A 22,026-nucleotide genomic window follows, 5' to 3' on the forward strand; every position below is an offset into this window, starting at 1 on the left:
GCCTGCATATCAGTCCGAAATATGCGTTGCCCGAAAACAATCTGATTCATGCCCCTGACAACGACGATAAAATCAAGCATAATGTTTCACATCCGCATCGTTCTTGTATATGACATAATTCAGCATGGTGCGTTCGCAAAATGAGAGCAAAAGCAAATGCCAGTTTTTTCCCGTTTTCTTCGTTACTTCATGGCTGTTGCTCAGCATGGCTCAATCCGTAAGGCTTCGGACGAACTGCATATTGCCGCTTCCGCTATTGATAGGCAGATTCTTCAAGGTGAAAAATTGCTGGGCACGCTGTTGTTTGAGCGCCTGCCAACGGGCCTGCGCCTGACAACCGCCGGAGAGTTACTCTTAACATCCTGCCGCCATTGGTCGCGAGACTTAAATACGCTTAAAATCCAGCTAGATAACCTTAAAGGCCTGCGGCAAGGCACGGCGGATATTCTTATCCCGGATGCGCTCACCAAAGGTTTTCTGCCGGTTCTTCTGGGGCGGTTGCGTGAAAGTCACCCAGGTATTCTGGTGAGTGTGCATGTACGCAAAAGCCAGAATATGGGAGAGCTTTTGGTAAAGGGACACGCAGATTTTGCCCTGATGTTCAATCCAAGCCACATGCGGGAATTGACCGTGCGGGCACATAAGGAAATCCCGCTAGGGTTTATTTCTCTGCCGTCTCACCCCGTTGCAGCGTTGAGTGAGGCACGCTTTAGTGTGGCGGCGGAATATCCGGTTATTGTGCCCTCTCCTCCTCTTGCACTTTGGCGGCCCATTGGGCTTTTGGAAGCGGAAACAGGGATAGAAATAGCCGCTGTTGCACGCGCAGATAATATTCAGATGATCAAATCTCTGGTGCTGGAAGGTACAGGTATTGGGATATTAAGTTATCTGGATGCCTATGATGAGGTGCAAAAAAATCAGCTGGCTTTCACCCCTATCGTGCATAAAAAACTTACGCCACTTTCCTTGGCTTTGTGTGTAGATCGTTCTCGCCAGCTTTCTACGGCAGCACGGTTTATTATTAGTGAAATTGAAAATTTCTTTCTGGAACAGCTATAAAATCATGTCAGTCTCTTCTGCAAAAACGGCTATTCGGGGTTGCTACATCACTTTCAAGGGCAATCCTTTTATGGTGCCCCCGGAAGAAAGTTTGAGCGTTGAAGAAGACGGCCTGATTGTAATGGAAGCTGGCCGCATAACGGACTGCGGGCCTTATGCGGCCCTTGCACCCAAGCTGGATAAGGCAGTTCTGGTTACGCATTACCCGGATAGCATTATTTCTGCCGGGTTTATTGATACGCACGTCCATTATCCACAAATGCCCGCTATTGCCTCGTGGGGGCAGCAGCTTTTGCCGTGGTTGGAGCAGTATATTTTTCCAACTGAAGCCAGGTTTGATGATTCCACTTACGCAGAAGTAGTTGCCAGTGCATTTCTGGACGAGCTTTTGCAGAATGGCACAACCACGGCGGCTGTATATTGCACTGTGCATGCGCAATCGGTGGATGCGTTTTTCAGACAATCAGAAAAACGTGGAACCCGCATGATTGCGGGCAAGGTGCTGATGGACCGCAATGCTCCAGACAACCTGCGTGATACCGCCAAAAGTGGATATGATGATTCAACCGCTTTAATCCAACGTTGGCACAATAAAGGCCGCCAGCTTTATGCCGTAACGCCTCGCTTTGCCATTACCAGCACGCCAGAACAACTCGAAATGGCTGGAGATCTGCTCACGCGCCATTCCGATGTCTTTATGCAAACACATCTGGCGGAAAATATGGATGAAATTAAAGCTGTTTCCAGCTTGTTTCCAGAATCCGCTTCATATCTGGATGTTTATGCGCAAGCAGGTTTGGTTGGAGCACGTTCTATTTTTGGGCATGGTATTTATTTGCAGGAAACAGATTTTCAGCACTGCCATCATGCCGGGTGTACACTTGCACATTGTCCAACCTCCAATCTGTTTTTAGGGAGCGGCTTATTCAAGCTGTTTGACGCCATTCGGTCAGACCGGCCCGTTCATGTTGGGCTGGGCACAGATGTTGGTGCTGGCACAACGTTATCCATGCTCGGCACAATGGGCGAAGCCTATAAAGTTTCACTCATGGCTGGCGGAGAACGGTTGCAAGCCATTCAGGCTTTTTGGCTTGCAACGGCTGGAGCCGCAGAAGCGCTTAAACTGGATACAAAAATCGGCCGTATTGCACCCGGAATAGAGGCTGATCTCTGTATATTGGATCCAGCCGCTACACCCATGCTTGCGCAAAGAACAGCCCACTGCCAGGCGGTGCAGGATATGCTTTTCCCGTTGATGATCTTGGGGGATGACCGCAGCGTAAAAGCAACATGGGTGAATGGGAAAGCTGTGTATGAGCGGCCTTAAAAAGCCGCCACACATCCATCGCTACGCGGGTCAGCCGCACCTTCCAGCACACCATCGGCATGCCTTACAATAGCGCCTGCATGCCCCATCATACTAGAAAAAGGTGCAACACGCTCTACGGGGTGGCCTGCTTTTTCCAGCTTAGCCACAACGCCCGCATCCATGTTGCTTTCCACTTTCAAGGATTGGCTTTCACTGCCCCATGTGCGGCCCAACAACCACCGAGGCGCCGTAACAGCCTGCTGCAAAGGCATGCCAAAGTGTGCATATCTGGTGAAAACCGCAGCCTGTGTTTGAGGTTGGCCCTCGCCCCCCATTGTGCCGTAAACCATCACGCGGCCATCATCAAAATGTGCGAGTGCCGGGTTAAGGGTATGGAAAGGCTTGCGTCCCGGCACAAAGGCATTCCATGCGCCTTCCTTCAGTTGGAAGGAGGCACCGCGATTTTGCCAGAGAACACCCGTTTGCGGCAGAAAAACGCCAGATCCAAACTCAAAATACAGGCTTTGTATCATGCTTACGGCAACGCCAGAGGAATCAATAGCGCCCATCCATGTCGTATCTCCAGCCTGTGAAGGCTGAGGCCACGGGGAAGCACGCTGCATGTCAATTTTATGCGCCAGTTTTGTGCAAAGCTCTTCATTGTCCAGAAAAGCCTGAGCGTCTTCTGTCATCCATCGTGGATCACCCACATGGGCATTGCGGAACAGAAAAGCCTGTTTTGTTGCTTCTACCAACCCATGTATATGGGCAAATCCCTCGCCTTCCTGTACACCCAGTTTTTCAAATAGCCGTAGAATAGCCAAAGATGCCACACCCTGCGTTGGAGGTGGCGCATTGTAAAGCTGGGCATGTTTCAGCTTTGCGGAAAGCGGTTTCCTGAAGACGGCCTCATGTAATGAAAAATCTTCAGAGCTTAAGGGGCTGCTTATTCGTTGTAGATCCTGCAAAAGGTTTTGCGCGGTCGTTCCAGTATAGAAACTTTGCAGTCCATCTTGAGCGAGTTGACGTAGCGTATGCCCTAATGCTGGGTTCTTGCGCACCATGCCATGTTGAAACAATTTGCCATCGGGCGCATAGGATTGCGCAAAATCCTCATTTTGCAAAAGCTCATTTTGCTTGGAGGCCAGAAGTTCTGCTTCACTTTCTGAAACAACATAGCCATTTTCTGCATACCAAATAGCATCTTCCAAAAGTGCGTTTATTGGAAGGGGATTTTTGATAGATGCACTCTGTTGCAAGGCAAGCTGCCAGCCAGAAACAGTGCCTGCCATTGTATTGGCCGCCCAGCCCCCACGCCATGGCACAGTTGTATGGCCCGCGTTACGATATGCGTCTATCGAACCCTGCAAAGCTCCGGCACCACAGGCTTCTATAACTTCTACCCGGCCATCTGGGTAAGAAACCAGCCAAAAGGCATCGCCCCCAATGCCGGTCATATGTGGGTAAACGGCACATAAGGTAGAGGCCATTGCTACAACGGCCTCCAGGGCTGTGCCGCCCTGTTTTAGTATGGAAAGGCCGCTCTGGCTGGCCAGATGATGCGGTGATGTCACCATCCCGCGCCCCGACTGGAATGTATGTTGCATGACAATCAACCGCTTTTCATCAATGGAAATAAGATAATACGACGTATCAGATACTTGACCACACCAGCAGGTCAAACCCCTCCCTATTACTTACCGTCAGCGAACTGTTCCTGTCCGACGATTCCGAGTTTTGTGACGCCGAGGCGCTGTGCGTCGGCCATGACGTGGATGACGGTTTTGTAGTCAGCCAGACGGTTGGGCTGGAGGTGGAACTCCGGGCGGGAAGCCTCTGGCCCGCTGGCGATCTCACGCAGATGCGCCTGCAGATCGGCCTCGCCATTGATGGGCTGGCCATTCCAGGTCAGCGAGTTGTCAAAGTCCACAACCAGTGTCACCACAGGTGTTTCTTCCGTGCTGGGCGGCGGGTTGCCCTGCGGCAGATCAATCGAGACCGCCTGCGTCTGCAACGGGATGGTGATGATCAGCATGATCAGCAACACCAGCATCACGTCAATCAGCGGCGTGGTGTTGATATCGACAATGCCTTCATCTTCCGTTGTGCTCTCGGAGCCAACATTCATGCCCATGGCCTGTGCTCTCCCCCACAGGATGGGGTGGCGTGCTGCGCCACCCGCCCCTGCCTATTTCGGCTTTTCCGTAATGAAATCGATATGGCTGATGCCCGCTTCCTGACACGTCGCCACCAGACGGCCCACACTCTCATAGCGTGTGGTCACATCTCCGCGGATCTGGATCTGCGGCTGGGGCTTCTGCACCGCCGCCTTCTCCAGCCGGGCCAGAAGATCGGCCCGGTCCCTGATCGGCGTTTCATCCCAGAAGGTCTGACCATCCGCCGTGACTGCCAAAACCACATTGCTCAGCTTGGTCTGGGTTGGCTGGTTCATGTCCTTGGGCAGCTGCACCTTCACGGTATGTGTCGCCACCGGAATGGTGATCAGAAAGATGATCAGCAGCACCAGCATCACATCCACAAGCGGTGTGGTGTTGATGGCGGAGACGACGTCGTCTTCCCCGCCGCTATCGCCAACCTGCATGCCCATAAGCGTTCTCCTTGCCTTGACCTGAGCGATTAGCCGACGCGGTTGGAAACCGTGGCCGTGGTGGGGGAGTTGTCCGGGCGCACCACAATCTGATCCACCGCAGCCCCATGACGCACGCCACCGATGAGGATGGATTGCAGGTCAGCGGCAAAGTCACGCACCAGGTCCATGGCTGTCTTGTTACGGCGCACCAGCAGGTTGTAGCCCAGAACGGCCGGCACAGCGGTGGCCAGACCAATGGCCGTCATGATCAGGGATTCACCCACGGGCCCTGCCACCTTGTCGATGGAAGCCTGACCGGCAATGCCGATGGCTGTCAGCGCGTGGTAGATCCCCCACACCGTGCCGAACAGACCGATGAACGGAGAGGTGGAACCCACGGTGCCCAGAAAGGCCAGACCCTTTTGCAGGCTGTTCTGGATGTTGTTGACCGCGCGCTGGATGGACATGCCCGTCCAGCTATGCAGGTCAATGCTTTCCTGCATCGTGCCTTCATGGTGTTCGGCAGCCACAATACCGGTATCGGCGATGTAGCGGAACGGGGATGTGGAAGTGAGTGCGGAAGCACCTTCCTGAATGCTGTGCTTGGTCCAGAAGCTTTTGGTGGCTTCCTTGGCGGCGGCGAACAGGCGGGCCTGCTCGATGAACTTGGTGATCATGATATACCATGTGCCCAGGGACATGGTGAGCATGATCAGCAGCACGCCGCGGGCAATGATATCCCCATTGGACCACAGAGCACCCAGACCGTAGGGGTTGGCTTCTTCCTTGGTGTCTGCTGCAGGTGGCGCCTGTTCGGCCGGGGCGCTGGCAGCAGGTGCAGGCGCTTCTGGCGCCGCAGGGGCTGGGGCTGCATCCGGTGTGGCGGCAGGTGCCGGTGCGGAAGATGGCGCCGCATCAGGAGCCGGGGCCGTGGCTGCGGGTGCGGGTGCTGCGGGCGCGGCATCCTGCGCAAAAGCCGCAACTGGGGCTGCAGTGCTCATCAGCAGCGCCAGAGCCGGAGCCGCAAGACCTGACACAAAAGAACGGGGCAGTCTGGTCATCTTCCTCATAATCCTCATCATCAGGGCCCGATCCGGCAGGGTATGGCCATTATGGGCCGGGCAATCCGTTATTGTGTTCGTAAGCTGATCTTAGTCATCCAGCTTGAAGTGGATGACATAGACCTTGTGCAGTTCCTTCACCGGCACACCATTGCGCATGGCCGGGCGATAACGGGCCTTGTGCACGTAATCCAACGCCGCCTGGGCAAAGGCCTGACCACCAGAGACCGACTGCACCTGGCAGTTGCTGGTCATGCCCGTGGGTTCCACATCACATGCAACCGTCACGCGGCCCTCGATGTTGTCTTCCTCCATTTCTGGGGGATAGACCGGCTGCACATGGTTAAGCGGTGCCGTTCCGGCCGTGGTGTCTGGCGCATCGGATGACGGTGCGCTGGCGGCAGGTTCGGTGGCGGCAGGTGGCGCCTTGGCCGTTTTGGTCTGTGGGGGTGCCGGATGTTTGGGGGGCGCCTTGGCCACATGCTTGATAGGCGGCTTGGGCGGCGGCGGCACCTTGATCTTGGGCGGTGGAATGAACGGCGGCGGCGGCTCTGCCATCACCGGCGGTGGTGGCGGCGGTGGAGGTGGCGGCGGTGGCGGCTGAGGTGGTGGCAGCACTTCCGTCTGGATGGGCGGGTGTTCAACGGGCACGCTCGCCTTCGTGCCCATCCCATACATCAGCCCCCACACACCAGCTCCATGCAAAAGAAGAACCGCTATAAGCGCACCAGCCCCAACCGCACCACCAGCGCGAAGAACATAACGCTCCTTCCCCTCTGTTCGTTGAGAGTTATCCTGCATTGCGCCAGTTTCCCTCCGTTGCTTTCTTGAAAAACCTCTGGAAAAGCAACTCTAGAAAAATATTATTCCTGATAAATAGTTACTTTTAAAAGTTAAGATAAATTTTCGTTTCTTACCAAAAACAAAAAATGCACTTCCTCGTTGCCAAATAGTGATCGGGTGGGAAATGTCCGTCAGAATCATGGCAGCGCATATCAGTTCCTCACGCAAAATAACGAAGTTAAAAGTTATATTATTAAATTACACATAAAAAATTGAGCCAATTATAAAACACAAAATTTTAATCGTGATTTAAACTTGAAGCTCTGCCCTATCTTAAAAAGCGTGATGCGTGAGACGGCTCTGCAAAACAAAATGTTTAGGCACACAAATGGGTGCGCGAATATCAAATATATTTTTGCAATTATGTAATTGTTATATCTGCATACTCATAAATGAATATTTTATGAGTAATAAAATGGAGAGAGAAAGGTGAGAGTAATTATTTTAAGTTCTGTATGCGCTTTTTTATCGATCTATGTGACCCAAATCTTTTTCTGGGGCAATAATATTTCTTACTCTCTGTTTGAGTTCTTTGGGGTTGGGAAAGCCCCCGTCCCGCTTGCGTTCCCATATTACTTTATCATCTAAACGGATTTCAAATTTTCCCCCTGTATCAGGGCAAAGTGCAACCTCGCCCAATTGATTTCCAAAAGTGGAAAGGAGTTCTTGCGCCATCCATGCAGCGCGCAAAAGCCAGTTGCATTGTGTGCAATAGTAAATGGAAACGCGGGGCAAAGGCATAAGTGTGTTTTCCGGTTTGAATCTCTAATGTCAAAGACGAATGGGCAATGGGTAAGGTTGCTATGCTAACGTCTGTTTTTAAAGCGATATAGATGCTTTAGGTATGTAACAACTTCATTATGATACACTTCAAGCATGAACAAAATGTCAATTTGTTTTGGTGCAATTGTAAGGTGTTTATGCTGCTTTTTTGATCAAGATCATTGAGGGGTTTTTGTTGTTCTTTTAATCTGCAAAACTCAGAAAATTATGGGTTATGCAGCCTGTGTAGAGCAATGTGTTGGTATATAAAATAATAACTTGACCATTGTGTCATAATTTAATCATATGCCCCGTCTGCATTCTGCGCGTTGAACATATTGTTATCAGCTTTTTTCCAGCAAGGTTTATTGTGAAAACTCCTGCCAAAATTGCAATCATCGCTGTTTCTCTCTTTGCAGTCGCGGGCGGGGCCTTCGCATGGCATGAACATCAAGTCGCTCAAAGTGTGCCAGATGGCATTATTTACGGAAACGGGCGGTTGGAATTTACCCGTGTGGATGTGGCCGTGAAATATCCGGGGCGCATTACGCAATTATTGGCGCAGGAAGGGGACACCGTAACCTCCGGTCAGATTCTTGCGCAGGAAGATAAGGCAACCATTCAGGCGCAATACGATCAGGCAAGTGCACAGCAAAATCGCGCAGCAAGTGCGGCAGGCCGAGCCTCGGCTGAGCTTGTGGCGCGTCAGGCAGCCTTGCAGCTTGCACGTGATGAATTGCGGCACGCCCAGAAAATGCGGCAGCAAAACCTTGTTTCCGATATGGAGGTTACGCAACGGCGCACGCAGGTTGAAACTGCACAGGCTGCGGTAAATGCGGCCTCTCAGGCGGTACAGGAAGCCGTGCATGCCAAAGAGGGTGCCGCAGCGCAGGTCAATCAGGTTCAGACTGTTCTGGATGATATGACCATTCGCGCCCCTGTTTCTGGCCGGATTGAATACCGTGTTATTGAAACGGGAAGTGTTCTGCCGCCGGGTGGGCGTGTGTACTCCATGCTGGATCCGGTGGATCCTTACATGACGCTGTTTTTCCCCACCGCATCTATTAGCAATCTGAAAATAGGTGATGAAGCGCGCATCCGGTTTGATGGAATGGATACGCCTGTTGCGGCCACTGTTTCCTTTATTGATAGTCAGGCCCAGTTCACCCCCAAATATGTGGAAACAGCCACCGAGCGTGAACAACTTGTATACCGCGTGAAACTGCGCGTAACCGCAGATGAGCAGAAGAAACTCGGCACATGGTTAAAAGCCGGAATGACAGGTGAAGGTTATATCAAGCAACGGCCAGATGCCGCATGGCCTAAAGCAGCACTGTCTGGCGATGCCAGATAATGGGGGCATCTGCTTCTGAAATTCGTGTTGAAGGTGTAAGCCATGCTTATGGTGGGCGTGATGTTCTGCACGATATTTCCCTTACCCTTCCCGCAGGGCAAACCATTGCGTTTATTGGGCCGGATGGTGTTGGTAAATCAACACTTCTGGGGCTGATTGCGGGGGTTCGGCATCTTCAGCGTGGGGCCATTCACACACTTGGTGTGGATATCAGCAACAGAGCCGAGCGAGAGGCTTTTCTTTCTCGCCTGGCTTTTATGCCGCAAGGGTTGGGCAAGAACCTCTACCCTACCCTTTCTGTGCGTGAGAATATCGACTTTTTTGGTCGGCTGTTTGCGTTGGATGCCACAACCCGCGCCAACCGTATTACGCATCTGCTGGATGCTACCGGTCTTGCGCCTTTTCCAGACAGACCTGCAGGCCACCTTTCTGGCGGTATGAAGCAAAAGGTCAGCCTTTGCTGCTCCTTGGTGCATGAGCCAGACTTGCTTATTCTTGATGAACCCACAACGGGGGTGGATCCACTTTCCCGGCGTCAGTTTTGGGCGTTGGTGGAGCAAATGCGGGCTGAGCGCCCCTCCATGACCGTTATTGTTTCTACCGCTTATATGGATGAAGCCGAGCGGTTTTCATGGCTGGTGGCCATGAATGACGGGCGTATTCTGGCCTCTGGCCCCACAGATGAGGTGAAGAAGCAGACCCACACCACAACGGTGGAAGCTGCGTACATCTCACTTTTGCCTGCGGCGGATCAGAAGGAAATTTCTGATTTTGCAATTCCGCCTTATCAGGATGATGGCAGCCCCCCGGTTATTGATGCTGAAAACCTGACGCGTAAATTTGGATCTTTCACGGCGGTTGACCATGTGAGCTTCCGTATCCGCCGAGGTGAGATTTTCGGGTTTTTGGGCTCTAATGGCTGCGGTAAATCCACCACCATGAAAATGCTGACAGGGCTGCTGGATATTACCAGCGGCACAGCAACCCTGTTTGGCCGCCCGATAACACCGGGAGACATGAAAACGCGTATGCGTATTGGCTACATGTCTCAGGGTTTTTCTTTGTATGAAGAACTGACGGTACGCCAGAACCTGATGTTGCAGGCAGAGCTTTTTCAGCTTTCCTCAACCGAGGCCAAACAGCGTGTTGAAAACATGCTGCAAAGCTTTCAGTTGGCAGATGAGGCCGATAGCCGCCCAACGGGCTTGCCCTTGGGGTTTCGGCAACGGCTGCAACTTGCCGCCGCCTGCATTAACAACCCGGATATTCTTATTCTGGATGAGCCAACTTCTGGCGTGGACCCGGCCGCGCGAGACATGTTCTGGAAGCACCTTGTAGCGCTTTCACGCCAGAAACATGTGACCATTTTTGTTTCCACACACTTCATGAACGAAGCCGCCCGGTGTGACCGTATTTCCCTTATGGATAAGGGTAAGGTGCTGGCTATGGGCACCCCTGCCGAGATTACGAAGGAGGAAGGTGCCTCCACTCTGGAAGATGCGTTTATTTCATGCCTGGAAAAAGCAGGTAATTCCATAGCTGTTGCCAAGCCTCAGCAGGCTGCCGCAGCAGCAACGGGTGCAATGCGCACAATACCGCCCTACATCCGCTGGTTTTCACGCTGTTGGGCTTTTGCACGGCGTGAGGCTGTGGAACTGATGCGTGACCGCCTGCGGTTGATGTTCGCCATTCTTGGCCCGACCATTCTACTGCTGATTTCAGCTTATAGTATCTCGTTCGATATCAACACCATTCGCTACACTGTGGTAGATTACGATCATACCCATGCCAGCCGTGAACTGGTGGAGCAGTTTCGGGGCTCTCGTTATTTTCAGGAAACCGCGTTTTCACCAGATCGCGAAACACTGGAAACACGCATACGCCATGGGCAGGTTGCAATGGGGTTGGATATCCCGCCCGGTTTTGGCCGAGATGTTGCCGCAGGGCGTAACCCGGCCATTGGGGTGGTTATTGATGGCTCCATGCCCTTTTTAAGCGCCAATGTGCGCTCTTACACAGATGCCGTGCTGTTAACCTATATGGCGAATATGCAAAAAACACTGCCGGCATCCGTAACACCTAGCCTGATACCCGTAAGCATAGTGCCGCGCTTTGTGTACAATCAGGAATTCCGCAGCATTTTTGCCATGACCCCCGGCACCATCATGCTGGCGCTTATTCTTGTTCCCACCATGCTGACAGCTCTTGGTGTTGTGCGGGAAAAGGAAATTGGTTCCATTATGAACCTATATGCCTCCCCTGCCAGTTCCGGGCAGTATCTGGTGGGCAAGCAACTGCCTTACGTGGCATTGGCTGTTATGGCTTATCTGGTGCTGGTGGCGCTTTCTGTTACCGTTCTGGGGGTGCCGCTTAAAGGCTCTTTTATAGGGCTGAGCATTGGGGCCACGCTGTATATTCTAGCAAGCACCGGGCTGGGGCTGCTGATTTCAACTTTTGTCAGTTCTCAGGTGGCGGCTATTTTTGGTACGGCCATTATCTGCCTGATTATGTCTGCCAATTTTTCTGGTCTGCTGTATCCGGTTTCAACGCTTACCGGGTTTACCTATTATCTGGGCAAATCTTTCCCGGCTTCGTGGTTTCAGCTTATTAGCCTTGGCAGTTTCACCAAGGGATTGGGTATTAAATCCTTTCTTTCCATGTATCTGGCACTGGGTGGTTTTGCCGCGCTTTACATGGTGGGGGCACGCCTTTTCTTGAAAAAGCAGGATACGTGATGCTGCGCTGGCTCATAAATGTCGGCCTGCTGTGCCGCAAGGAATTCCACAGCCTGATGCGTGATTTTGTGCTGATGGGTCTGATTGTTTTTGCATTTTCTGCGGCCATTGTTCTGGTGGCGCATGGGGTGCGTGTGGATGTTGCAAACGCAACAGTTGCGTTTATTGATGAAGACCACTCAGCCCTTTCACGCCAGTTACGTTCTGTTGTGCTGCCGCCTTACTTCAAGCCCCCTACCCTAACCAACCGTATTGACGGCAAAACGGGCATGGATAACGGAACCTACAATTTCGTTATTGATATTCCACCGCGTTTTGAAGCCGATGTGCTGGCAGGCCGCACGCCACAGATACAGGAACTGATTGACGCCACGGCCATGACGCAGGCCGGGCTTGGCAGTGTTTATCTGCAACAGATTTTTCTGGGTGAAGTAGAGGCGCAGCTCCATTCCCCCGATATCAACAAGCTGATGCCGTTTCACCCTGAAAGCCGCATCCGTTTTAACCCGAATAGTGAATCTGCATGGTTTACGTCTGTTATGCAGGTTGTCACCAACGCAACAATTCTTTCCATCGTGCTGGTTGGGGCTGCGGTTATTCGTGAGCGTGAGCACGGCACCATTGAGCACCTGCTTGTTCTGCCCGTTTCCGCCAGCCAGATTGCTATTGGGAAAATTCTGGCAAATGGTGCTGTTATCTTTGTAGCCAGCATGCTTTCCCTTTGGGTTATTGTGCATATCGGGCTGGCTGTGCCTATTTCTGGCTCGCCTTTACTGTTTGCCGCCTGCCTTATTTTATACCTGTTTTCGGTAACATCTCTGGGGATGATGCTGGCCACCATTGCGCCCACCATGCCGCAGTTTGGGCTTTTGGTCGTGCCGGTTTATGCCGTGGCCTACCTGCTTTCTGGCGCGGCAACACCAGTGGAAAGTATGCCAGAGGCTGTGCAATCCTTGGTGCGGTTTTTCCCTACCACGCAATTTGTCAAAATCTCACAATCCATTCTGTATCGCGGTGCGGGGCTGGAAAGCATCTGGCCTTCGCTACTGGCTATTGTGTTCTCTTCTACTCTCTTTCTTGCCATGGCGCTGCTTCGCTTCCGTTCCATGCTTGCCCGCCAGGATTGAATGCTGATGTTTCTTTCTTCCTTTTCTACGCGCTTATTGTTCAGCACTCTTCTATGCACTGGCTTGGTGGCGTGCTCTCCTTTCCATACCAAACTGCCGCCTTCCCACGTGGTGGTTCCGGCGCAGTTCAGTGCCACACCGCAGGATGCACAACCTACGGACCTGACAAACTGGTGGACAGCGTGGCAGGATCCGTTGCTTGATCAGCTTGTGCAAAATGCGTTAGCCGCCAACCCGGAAATACGCATGGCGCAAGAGCGCGTGCAGGAATCTCGCGCCTATACCCAAATGGCCAAATCCGCCCTGTATCCCACCATTGGCGCAACAGGCGGCATGATGGGTAGTGGTGTAGATTGGCGTCACCCGGTGCCACCCCTTATGAAAATGGCAGACCCAGACATTCAGGACCCGGCAACGGATGGGCATCTGGCCGGCATAACTATGGCGTGGGAGCCAGATATCTGGGGCCGCAACCGCGCCCGCAAACGGGCTGCGCAACATATGGCCTTGGCGGCGGCAGATGTGCTGCATGGCACACATATGGCCATTGCGGCAGATGTGGCTGCTAATTACCTTACTGCCCGCGGGCTGCAACAGCGTATTGCGTTGCTGGATCAATCTGCCCGCACGCTGCAGGAGCTTTTGCATTATGCCTCAGCTCGGTTTGATGCCGGCCAGACAACACGGGCTGATCTGGAAACCATAACGGCCCAGATCAATCAGGTACAAGCGCAACGGCCATTACTGGTTGCCGCGTTTGATGCGTGCCGGCATCGGCTGGCTATTCTATCCGGCCTCCCGCCGGAACAGGCGCCTGATCTGTCAGCGCCGGCGCAATACCGAGTGCCAGCGCCACCTGCTACCGAATTGCCTTCTACAGTGCTGGACCGCAGGCCAGATGTGTTGTTGCAAAAGAATATTGTGCAAGCCAATCTGGAGCGGTTGATCAGCACAAAAACAGATTTGCTGCCACGGTTTGGGTTAGAGTTTTTTGGTGGCGATGGGCGCTTGCGGTTTGATGGTATTCCGGGTGTATCCGGCTCTGGCGGGCTTATGGCTGTTAATGCCTATCTGCCTATTTTTACGGCTGGGCGCATACAGGCCAAGATACGCGCGGCGGACTCTCAGCTAAAGCAGGCTGTGGCATCGTATGATCAAACGGTTCTGACAGCTTTGGCAGAGGTGGAAGACGCTTATGAAAGCCGTTCCAGCGCAGACCAGAACATTGCCAGCCTGAGTGGAGAAGTTTCATCCCTCTCTCTCGCCACAACTCAGGCGCAGGGCCTTTACGAGGGCGGGCAGTTTACCATGCAGGATATTCTGACTACCCGGATAAAAAAGATTTCCGCACAGGATGAACTGGCAAGTGCCCAAACCCGGCAGGCTTTGGCAACAGTGCGCCTTGCGCGGGCTTTGGGCGGTGGCTGGGATACGCAAACAACCAAGCGGTAAAAGCCTAGCGCCCATTGCTGTGCTTTTAGGTCTGAACTTTGCTGGATTGGGCAATTAAATCCAACAGAGCTTCTGCTGCCGGGCTGCGATAACGCTCCTTATGCCGCAAGCCATAAAAGAAGCGTGTGCCCAACGCTTGGGGCACGGCATGCAACGTGCCCGCCTGCACGGCGGGTGCAATGACGAGCGCAGAAAGAGCACCAATACCAGCCCCTGCCTCAATGGCAGTGCGCACACTCTCGTTAGAAGGCAACACAAGCGTTACATCCAGTTCTGCCGGGTCTATGCCGTGTTGGCGTAAAGCGTGTTCCAGTGTGGTACGGGTGCCAGAACCCGGTTCACGCATGACCCATTTGGCAGATCGAAGCCACGTGGCATCTATAGTGTCAGGTACATGTGCATCGGCTTGCACAATGCTCAGGCTATCTGTTGCAACGGGCCATTGCGCTAAGGCGGGATCATCCACCAGCCCTTCTACAATACCCAAATCAACTTCACCGTTTTTAACGCGATGTGCTGCTTCTTCTGTGTTGCTGATGGCAATATCCATAACAATTTGCGGATATTGCCGGTGGAATTTTACCAAAAGCGCTGGCAGCCAATAGGCAGCAATAGTCTGGCTGGCAACAACGCGTAATGTCCCTTGCTTTAGCCCGCTAAAAGCTTCCAGCATGTTTTCGGCCGTTTCTGCCTGCGCCAGAACTGCACGTGCTTCTGGTAAAAACAGACGGCCTGCTTCTGTGAGGCAAATGCCACGCCCAACACGGTGAAACAGCTTGACCCCATGCTGTTCTTCCAGCGTGGCAATGGCGGCAGATACGGCGGATTGCGTAACATGCAGAGCCTTGCTGGCCGCAGTAACGTGCTCGCGCTCTGCAACTGCAATAAAAAAGCGAAGTTGTTCTAGTGTCATGCCTGATTTCATACTTCAATCAATCATAATTTTCGATTGGAATGAATAGAATAATGAGTTGGAGTGATGAAATGGCTTTCCCTTATTTTTGCGCAGAAAGGGAAATTGCCATGTTCACCACATCTCAGGCGCAGCCACTACTATTCAAACAGCGTATATTGGACGTTATCAGCCATAATCTCCCTGGTGTTTTATTGTGCTTGGGTATTACGGGCATTGCTTACCTTTGCCAGCAGGTTGAAGGATTTTTATTTGGGAAAATCTGGCTGGAAATGCTCAATCTGGCACTTATTGCCGGTGTTGTGGTGCGGGCTATGCATAAGCCAGATCATCTGTGGCAGCCGGGTATCAGAACATGCTCCAAAACGCTTTTGAACATCGGGATTGTGCTGCTTGGGGCTTCTTTTAGCATTGATGCCGCATTTGCTGCCGGGCCATGGCTTTTGGTTGGCGTTATGGGGCTGGTGGCATTTAGCCTGATATTTACCAGCTGCATTGGCCGCTTGGTGGGGTTACCTTTACCCCAAACTCTACTGGTAGCTTGCGGAAACTCCATCTGCGGCAATTCGGCCATTATGGCGGCAGCCCCCACCATTCATGCCAAAGATGAAGATATTGGCGCAACTATTGCCTTTACGGCAGCAGGTGGCCTGATACTGGTTGTGGGTTTGCCACTTGTAGCGCCCTTTCTGCCCCTAGATAGCCGCACCGGTGGCGCCCTTGCCGGGCTAACGGTTTATGCCGTGCCCCAGGTTGCTGCTGCGGCCTCGGCTTTTGGCGGTAATGCGGGCCATATTGGTATGCTGGTGAAGCTGATGCGTGTGTTGATGTTGGGGCCAGTGTGTATTGTCCTTTCCATACTTCATGCACGTTTCAACCGTGGAAAAGTGCAGCATACGCATCGTGCTCCGCAGATGGTGCCATGGTACATTGTTGGCTTTATTGTCATGATGATTGCGCGTTCCGTGAACGTTATTCCGCATGAACTCATTGCGCCGTTAAGCTTTACAGCCAATTTTTTAACCATTCTGGCCATGGCTGCGTTGGGCTTGTGCATAGACATACGTTCGGTTTTTCGGGCGGGCCGTCCACTGCTTCTGACGGAAGGGTTTTCTCTGCTCGGGCTGATTTGTGCCAGTATGTTACTGCTTAAAGTCATGTTCTAGAACAGCCATCAGCATCGGGAGCCCATATTGCATAATCTAGACTTCAGTTCATGGCACAGCTTCCTGTTCACCATGATTGGGCTCTCGCTCATTACCCTGATTGGTGTGGGCATCAGACTGTTGATGATGGTGCTCATCCAGCAGCGGCGAGAGCGTATGAACCGCCAGATCAATGAACGTTTGCGCACATTGATTGCAGCCTACCGCACATTGGGTGGCTCTTTTACCGGAGATCTGGCGGTAGACCCGCGGCATAAGCGAGATTTCCGTGTTATGGCGGACACGGATGCCACAACAACCACTTCCATATTGGAAGATGCCAATGCATCAGACCGGGCACGGCGTATTCGTGATGCTGTAGAGGCAGCTTTATCCGACATCATTCTTCTGGGTACGGAAGAACATGTGCGTTTAGCAGAACATGCGGCGCGTGAACTGGTAGCAGGCCAGCGGGTGCATACGCATGATCTGGTTGTATCCTTGCGTAATTTTGTAAGGCAGGCGCTGGATCTTGCCCCTATTCCATCTGATCTGAGTATTCCCACACAAGGCCCAACCCGCGTGCAGGCTTCTGGTGGCAAAGGGAAAGATGGTGGAGCAGAAAAAGCCGGTGGCGGCGGGGGTGGTAATGGTGGAGGTGGCGGTATGCAGGGCGGTGGCGATATGGCCATAACCGGCAGCCACACCGCAGATAATCAGGACTCAATCACCCCTTCAGGGCATTAAATACTGCTAAGTCGGATGACGTAATGTCTAAATTATAAAGGATGCAGAAGTTTCCCTCTGCATCCTTGTTGTAAGTTAGTTTCCGATTTTGATTAAACGGGACGCACGGCTGAGTGCAATAATCGGGAAGAGTTGGCGGTAAAGATCATAACGCAGCATAAAGGCGCGTGAGAGCTCGGCCCCCTGCATCAGGCGCTTTGAAATGGCAGGGTCATCCAGCTTGATGGTCTGGCCTACACCGTAACCGGGGAAGCCCGTACCGGTAAACTCCTCTTCATTCCAGCTTCCGTCTTCTTCCTGCAAGTCAATCAGGTAGCGGCAGCCTTTGGCTATGGCCTTATAATCCTGCGGACGGTTGGCTGCTATCAGCCCCATAAGAGCCCAAGCCGTTTGGGATGGCGTAGTGGTGCCGTGGCCGATGGAAGATACTTCCATATAGGATGCACAGCTTTCACCCCAACCGCCATTTTCCTGCTGACAGTTAATGAGCCAATCACACGCCTTGGAGATGTAAGGCTGTGTCATATCCTCACCCAGTGCCGCCAGAGCAGGCAGAACAGCCCCGGTGCCATACAGGTAATTTACACCCCAGCGGCCAAACCAGGGCCCTGTTGGATCTTGCTCCTTACGAATGTAAGCCAGCCCACGCTGGATACAGGGCAGATCACGCGGCAAGCCCAACAGGCCAAAAGCTTCCAGAACGTGCGCCGTAACGTCTACCGATGGCGGATCCAGCGCTTCCCCAAAATCGCAGAACGGGATTTTGGCAAGAATGCTCTTGTTGTTGTCCTTATCAAAAGCGCCCCAGCCACCGCAGGAACTTTGCATGGCAACCAGCCACCGCACGCCACGGCCAATGGCTTCTTCTACGCCTTTGGCTTGCCATTCAGGCCGGTTACGGCAGGATGCCAGAGCAATCAACGCAACGGCGGTATCATCTGTATCGGGGTATCTGTCATTGGCGTATTCAAACGCCCAGCCACCGGGTTCTGTATTGGGGAGTTTAACAGACCAATCCCCTTTCACGCGCACTTGGCGAGAAAGCAGCCAGTCCAGAGCCTTATCCATTTCTGGTGTAAAGCGTTCTTCGGCATTGGCATCATGCAGCGCCATGAGCGACAGCATGGTATCCCATACCGGGCTGTTTGTGGCCTGAATCCAGCTGGCATCCCCTTTATCATGCCGCCAACCCGGATCATTCAGTGCATCCAGTGCCTTTGCCATAACAGGGTGGTGGAATTGATAGCCCTCACCATGTAGAGCCATCAGCCCGTACACCCATGGCGGCTGAATACCACCCCAGCCACCATCTGCATCCTGATGCCAGATAATCCATTCCAGCACGTATTTAATGGCCGCTTCCCGCGAAGGAGCGCGTTTAAGAAAAGAAGACTGCAGCCAATGCAGGCCTTTATCTGCTAGACGGAAGAAGTCCGCAATAACATCCCTGCCCTCTTTGGTGGGCAGTTCGTAATCAAAATTTGCTCGCCCTTCAGGGAAAAGAGCATCCAGCCGATCTTGCGGGCGCAGCGGGCGTGATGGACGACGCGCAGACAAAATTGCCAGCGGCATCATGGTGGCGCGGGCCCACTGCGCAAAGTTGTAAATGGAAAAAACAAAATTATCGGGGAACCAGATAATTTCTGGCGGAAGGTTCGGTGTTTTCTCCCACGGCCATTCCCCAATCAAGGCCAACCAGTAGCGGGTGAAAACACGTACGTTTTTCAGGCCGCCTTTGCTGATAATCCATGCAGCAGCTTTGCTAACGGCCGGGTCATCTTCTGCATAACCCAAAGATCTGAGAGCTGCATAAGATTCCACAGTCGCGTTGATATCACCACAGCCAGCACCATAATATGTGCCCCAAGAGCCATCGGGCCGCTGCATTTCAAGCAAAGCCTTGCCCAGACGTGGGCGCAGAGGGTGATCTTCCAGCCCCAGGAACCACAAGGCCAAGCACCATTCAGCTTCCATGGAGGCATTGGACCCAACAGAACCCACCCAATGACCATCGGGCTTTTGCTGCTTCATCAACCATTCACAGGCGGAAGACAGCGTGTGTGTCAGGCTGTTCCCCATGGCTTTCAGGGCTGACAGATCTGCCGGAACCTGTGGAGCAGGTTTTTGACGCACAATATCCGAGGTTCCAGACTGAATAAGGGTGTTAACGTTTGTTCCCTGTGTGTCTGAACCGGAACGCAAAATCTTCTTTAATGAAAAACGGCTTGCCATATTCATTGTGTCATACCTGCGCGAAATATCATGAAAGACTCATTGGTTCCTGTTTTAAAGATTACGGTGTTTCTGCTTGGGGCGTAATAAGCCGCAGGCAATCTGTAAACACTGAATCCCACCCAGACTGATCCATAGCGATAAAGCCGAAGCTTCTGAGAAGGAAAGCCCCTTCGGCTGCAAAAATTGCAGTACGTGCCTGCCGCGCATCTTCTGCGGTAACGTTACAATCCCCAAACCATCCGGCGTACCATTCCCGTATCCGGTTAAGGTATTTGGGGGATTGCAGCAGGGTAATCAGCATACCCACCATTCTGGCTTGGGTGGCGGCATCTATCTGGCGGCATGCCAGAACATAGGCGCGCGCCCGCTCTGCCAAAGATGCCTTGGGCCCCGCATGTTTTTCTATTTCCAGATCAAAAGCCGCTATCCAGCGATCAATCATGGCGGTAATCAGGTCATCCTTGTTGCCAAAGCAGTATTGCAGGCCACCTTTGGTAATTCCTGCGGCTTTGGCTACGGCATCAAGCGTTAAAGCGGTGGCGCCGCCTTTCTGAACAAGCAGTTCCGCGCTGTCCAGAACGCTCTCCCGATCAATGGTTCTGCGGCGGCCCATGCACCGTCCTCTATTATTTCAATCCGTCCGGATGGAATTAAAATGAGAGCGATGATTGTGCAACCATATTATTGGAATACACGGATGCATTTTTAGAATGGCAGAAAGCAGCCCGGCACAAGTAAGAAAATACCTATAAGCCCATAATAATAAAAAATAAATTCCGATTTTTACGACCTTAGTGCATCTTCAATAAGGGCATTGAGTGTCATCTTCTCACCTTCTCGCATCAGCAACGCTTCCAGAAGCCCGTCTATGGCCAATACAGCCAAGCCATGCACTTTGGCCCACAAGGCTGCGCGCGCACCGGTACGTGTATGGGCGGAATGCTGACCTTTCAGTTCTCCCACCAATTGTGTGAGCATGGCAGATGTTTTGGCTGCGGCGGCATCCAGATGCGGGTTTTTCCTATCAATTACATCGCTGCGGAACATAAGTGTAAACAGGCCGGGGTGCTGCATGGCAAATTGCACATAGGCTACACCCACGGCATATGGCCCTTTATCAAGCAGCGGCGTAAGCGTTGCGGCCAGTTCCTCATACCCTATGGTTGCCAGTGCGCTAAGCAGGCCAGTTAGATTACCAAAGTGCGGAATTGCTGCGGTTTGTGAAACACCCGTATGGCGTGTAATGGCCCGCAACCCCAGCGCAGCAATGCCCTGCTCCTCCAGAATAGTGCGCGCGGAACGCAACAGAGCGGCACGCAAGTCTCCATGATGATAGGCTTTTTTAGGCTGAACAGGCTGGCCCATTACATATTTTCCAGAATATTCACGATGACCATCAGAACACTTGACATTCTATCCCCATGTTCCATTCTTAACATTGTTAAGTTTCAATTTGTCGGGCGGTCAAACACAAGACCAATAGCCTGAGGAAGGATCCCTCTTGCGTTTTCTCCCCTCTGTTTATCATGTTTCTCGTCTGGTTGCTGGTCTTTGCCTTATGGGGGTGAGTTCTGGGGCCATTGCAGCAACAGCATCCCCTTCTGGCACGGCTGGTACGCTTACATCGACGCAATCCTTACCAGAGGCTTTTACGTTGCCAGATGCTGGGCGTTCCCTGCGCATTACGTACCTTTCCACCAATGGCATTACAGGCAAAGGGCTTGTGCCGGTTACGGCAGAGGTGATTTTGCCCGCGGGTAAGCCGCCAGCTGGTGGGTGGCCCATTGTTGCCTGGGCGCATGGCACGGTAGGCGTTGCAGACCGTTGCGCGCCCTCTAACAACCCGTGGAGCGCACGTAACAAGCGTTATCTTTCTGAATGGATGAAGCGTGGCTTTGCCGTAGTGGGCACGGACTATCAGGGCTTAGGCACTCCCGGCACGCACCCATACCTAAATACGCGTGTGGAAGCCTATAGCCTGCTGGACGGCGTGAAGGCAGCATTGGCCTCGGTGCCGGGTTTGCAGAACAAGATCATGATTGTCGGGCAGTCTCAAGGTGGAGGGGCCGCTTTTGCTTCGGCTGCTTTTGCTCCAACCTATGCGCCAGAACTGAATATTCGGGGCACGGTGGCCACGGGTGCACCTTATATTACACCAGAACTGCTCAAGCAGATGGCAACAGCGCCGGACAATGCGCCATATAACCCCGTTATTGTTTATGCGCTTTATCTGGCACAGGGCCTTTCTGGCTATGATACAGGCTTTAAGCCGGAAAGCGTTTTTACGGCCAAAGCCATGCCAGCCTACCGTGCCGCAGCCAATTTGTGTGTGTATGAGCTGACAGACAAGGTGAAGGAAGATGGCCTGAATTTCAGCAACTCCCTTAAGACCGATTTTGCAAAAAATCTGGCCCCGGCTTTACAGGCAATGCAATACCCTACCATGCATCTGGCTCAACCCCTGTTTATTGGCACCGGAGAGCTTGATAAGGATGTGCCTCCGCCGCTTCAGTACGGATTGGTAAAGGCAGCCTGCGCTGCTGGCACACTTGTGCAGGCGCATGTTTATAAAGGCCTGAACCATGATCAGACGGTAAATGCCTCATTACCAGATTCAGCTTCTTTCACGCAGGCTGTCATGAACGGGCAAGCTGTTACGCCTCAGTGCACCCCCATGCCAGAATAAAATCACCT

The 22,026-nt window shown here is 52.7% G+C and carries 18 protein-coding genes and 1 pseudogene; 9 read left to right on the forward strand and 10 right to left on the reverse strand.

Annotated features, from left to right (window positions below; genetic code table 11):
- The first annotated feature begins 156 nt into the window (after positions 1-156).
- Both EOV40_RS06025 and guaD read left to right on the forward strand, forming a co-directional pair.
- Positions 157-1,059 carry a LysR family transcriptional regulator gene (locus EOV40_RS06025; protein WP_006115357.1) on the forward strand — a complete coding sequence of 301 codons (903 nt, stop codon included), beginning with the start codon at positions 157-159 and terminating at the stop codon, positions 1,057-1,059.
- A 4-nt stretch (positions 1,060-1,063) separates the two neighbouring features.
- The gene (gene guaD, locus EOV40_RS06030; RefSeq protein ID WP_128105330.1) at positions 1,064-2,386 is read left to right on the forward strand and encodes a guanine deaminase; all 1,323 of its coding nucleotides are present in this window, start codon (positions 1,064-1,066) and stop codon (positions 2,384-2,386) included.
- Here the strand turns inward: guaD and EOV40_RS06035 are convergent.
- The 6 genes from EOV40_RS06035 to EOV40_RS06060 form a co-directional block, all read right to left on the reverse strand.
- Entirely contained in the window at positions 2,383-3,975 is a 1,593-nt protein-coding gene (locus tag EOV40_RS06035; RefSeq protein ID WP_128105331.1) for a gamma-glutamyltransferase family protein, read from the reverse strand. The genes guaD and EOV40_RS06035 overlap by 4 nt on opposite strands.
- Before the next feature lie 86 nt (positions 3,976-4,061).
- Positions 4,062-4,502, reverse strand: coding sequence for an ExbD/TolR family protein (locus tag EOV40_RS06040; protein WP_012812288.1), 441 nt, complete (start codon positions 4,500-4,502; stop codon positions 4,062-4,064).
- Between the two features lie 54 nt (positions 4,503-4,556).
- The gene (locus EOV40_RS06045; RefSeq protein WP_128104741.1) at positions 4,557-4,976 is read right to left on the reverse strand and encodes an ExbD/TolR family protein; all 420 of its coding nucleotides are present in this window, start codon (positions 4,974-4,976) and stop codon (positions 4,557-4,559) included.
- Positions 4,977-5,005: 29 nt separating this feature from the next.
- A complete protein-coding gene (locus tag EOV40_RS06050; protein WP_244296871.1) occupies positions 5,006-6,019 on the reverse strand; it encodes a MotA/TolQ/ExbB proton channel family protein in 1,014 nt (337 codons plus the stop codon).
- A gap of 90 nt (positions 6,020-6,109) precedes the next feature.
- Positions 6,110-6,820: an energy transducer TonB gene (locus tag EOV40_RS06055; protein ID WP_087652088.1), complete on the reverse strand. Its 711-nt coding sequence runs from the start codon at positions 6,818-6,820 to the stop codon at positions 6,110-6,112.
- Between the two features lie 507 nt (positions 6,821-7,327).
- The gene (locus tag EOV40_RS06060; protein WP_050819809.1) at positions 7,328-7,603 is read right to left on the reverse strand and encodes a SelT/SelW/SelH family protein; all 276 of its coding nucleotides are present in this window, start codon (positions 7,601-7,603) and stop codon (positions 7,328-7,330) included.
- Between the two features lie 391 nt (positions 7,604-7,994).
- Here EOV40_RS06060 and EOV40_RS06065 point away from each other — a divergent pair, with 391 nt between their 5' ends.
- The 4 genes from EOV40_RS06065 to EOV40_RS06080 are packed head-to-tail and all read left to right on the forward strand — an operon-like array spanning position 7,995 to position 14,292.
- Entirely contained in the window at positions 7,995-8,978 is a 984-nt protein-coding gene (locus EOV40_RS06065) for an HlyD family secretion protein (protein ID WP_128105332.1), read from the forward strand.
- Complete coding sequence (rbbA, locus tag EOV40_RS06070; RefSeq protein WP_128105333.1) at positions 8,978-11,713, forward strand: ribosome-associated ATPase/putative transporter RbbA; 2,736 nt, start codon at positions 8,978-8,980, stop codon at positions 11,711-11,713. The genes EOV40_RS06065 and rbbA overlap by 1 nt, the downstream gene beginning before the upstream one ends.
- The gene (locus EOV40_RS06075; RefSeq protein WP_050819812.1) at positions 11,713-12,840 is read left to right on the forward strand and encodes an ABC transporter permease; all 1,128 of its coding nucleotides are present in this window, start codon (positions 11,713-11,715) and stop codon (positions 12,838-12,840) included. The genes rbbA and EOV40_RS06075 overlap by 1 nt, the downstream gene beginning before the upstream one ends.
- Positions 12,841-14,292 carry a TolC family protein gene (locus tag EOV40_RS06080; protein ID WP_128105334.1) on the forward strand — a complete coding sequence of 484 codons (1,452 nt, stop codon included), beginning with the start codon at positions 12,841-12,843 and terminating at the stop codon, positions 14,290-14,292.
- Positions 14,293-14,317: 25 nt separating this feature from the next.
- Here the strand turns inward: EOV40_RS06080 and EOV40_RS06085 are convergent, their stop codons facing one another.
- Positions 14,318-15,217, reverse strand: coding sequence for a LysR family transcriptional regulator (locus EOV40_RS06085; protein WP_087652086.1), 900 nt, complete (start codon positions 15,215-15,217; stop codon positions 14,318-14,320).
- 54 nt (positions 15,218-15,271) lie between these two features.
- Here EOV40_RS06085 and EOV40_RS06090 point away from each other — a divergent pair.
- A pseudogene (locus tag EOV40_RS06090) lies at positions 15,272-16,371 on the forward strand (YeiH family protein).
- Between the two features lie 27 nt (positions 16,372-16,398).
- Positions 16,399-17,097 (forward strand): hypothetical protein, encoded by a 699-nt coding sequence (locus EOV40_RS06095; protein ID WP_208729284.1) that lies wholly within the window; start codon positions 16,399-16,401, stop codon positions 17,095-17,097.
- Positions 17,098-17,172: 75 nt separating this feature from the next.
- On the opposite strand, the gene shc is transcribed toward EOV40_RS06095, so the two are convergent.
- The 3 genes from shc to EOV40_RS06110 all read right to left on the reverse strand — a co-directional run bounded on the left by shc (position 17,173) and on the right by EOV40_RS06110 (position 20,697).
- Complete coding sequence (gene shc, locus EOV40_RS06100; RefSeq protein WP_050819817.1) at positions 17,173-19,335, reverse strand: squalene--hopene cyclase; 2,163 nt, start codon at positions 19,333-19,335, stop codon at positions 17,173-17,175.
- A 55-nt stretch (positions 19,336-19,390) separates the two neighbouring features.
- Positions 19,391-19,945: a TetR/AcrR family transcriptional regulator gene (locus tag EOV40_RS06105; RefSeq protein WP_003624473.1), complete on the reverse strand. Its 555-nt coding sequence runs from the start codon at positions 19,943-19,945 to the stop codon at positions 19,391-19,393.
- Between the two features lie 170 nt (positions 19,946-20,115).
- On the reverse strand, positions 20,116-20,697 hold the full coding sequence (locus EOV40_RS06110) for a TetR/AcrR family transcriptional regulator (RefSeq protein WP_128105336.1): 582 nt from the start codon (positions 20,695-20,697) through the stop codon (positions 20,116-20,118).
- A 136-nt stretch (positions 20,698-20,833) separates the two neighbouring features.
- On the opposite strand from EOV40_RS06110, the gene EOV40_RS06115 reads away from it, so the two are divergent.
- Positions 20,834-22,018, forward strand: a complete 1,185-nt coding sequence (locus EOV40_RS06115) for a lipase family protein (protein WP_128105337.1) — start codon at positions 20,834-20,836, stop codon at positions 22,016-22,018.
- Positions 22,019-22,026 lie beyond the last annotated feature (8 nt).

The sequence above is a fragment of the Acetobacter oryzoeni genome, from assembly GCF_004014775.2.
GTDB lineage: Bacteria > Pseudomonadota > Alphaproteobacteria > Acetobacterales > Acetobacteraceae > Acetobacter > Acetobacter oryzoeni.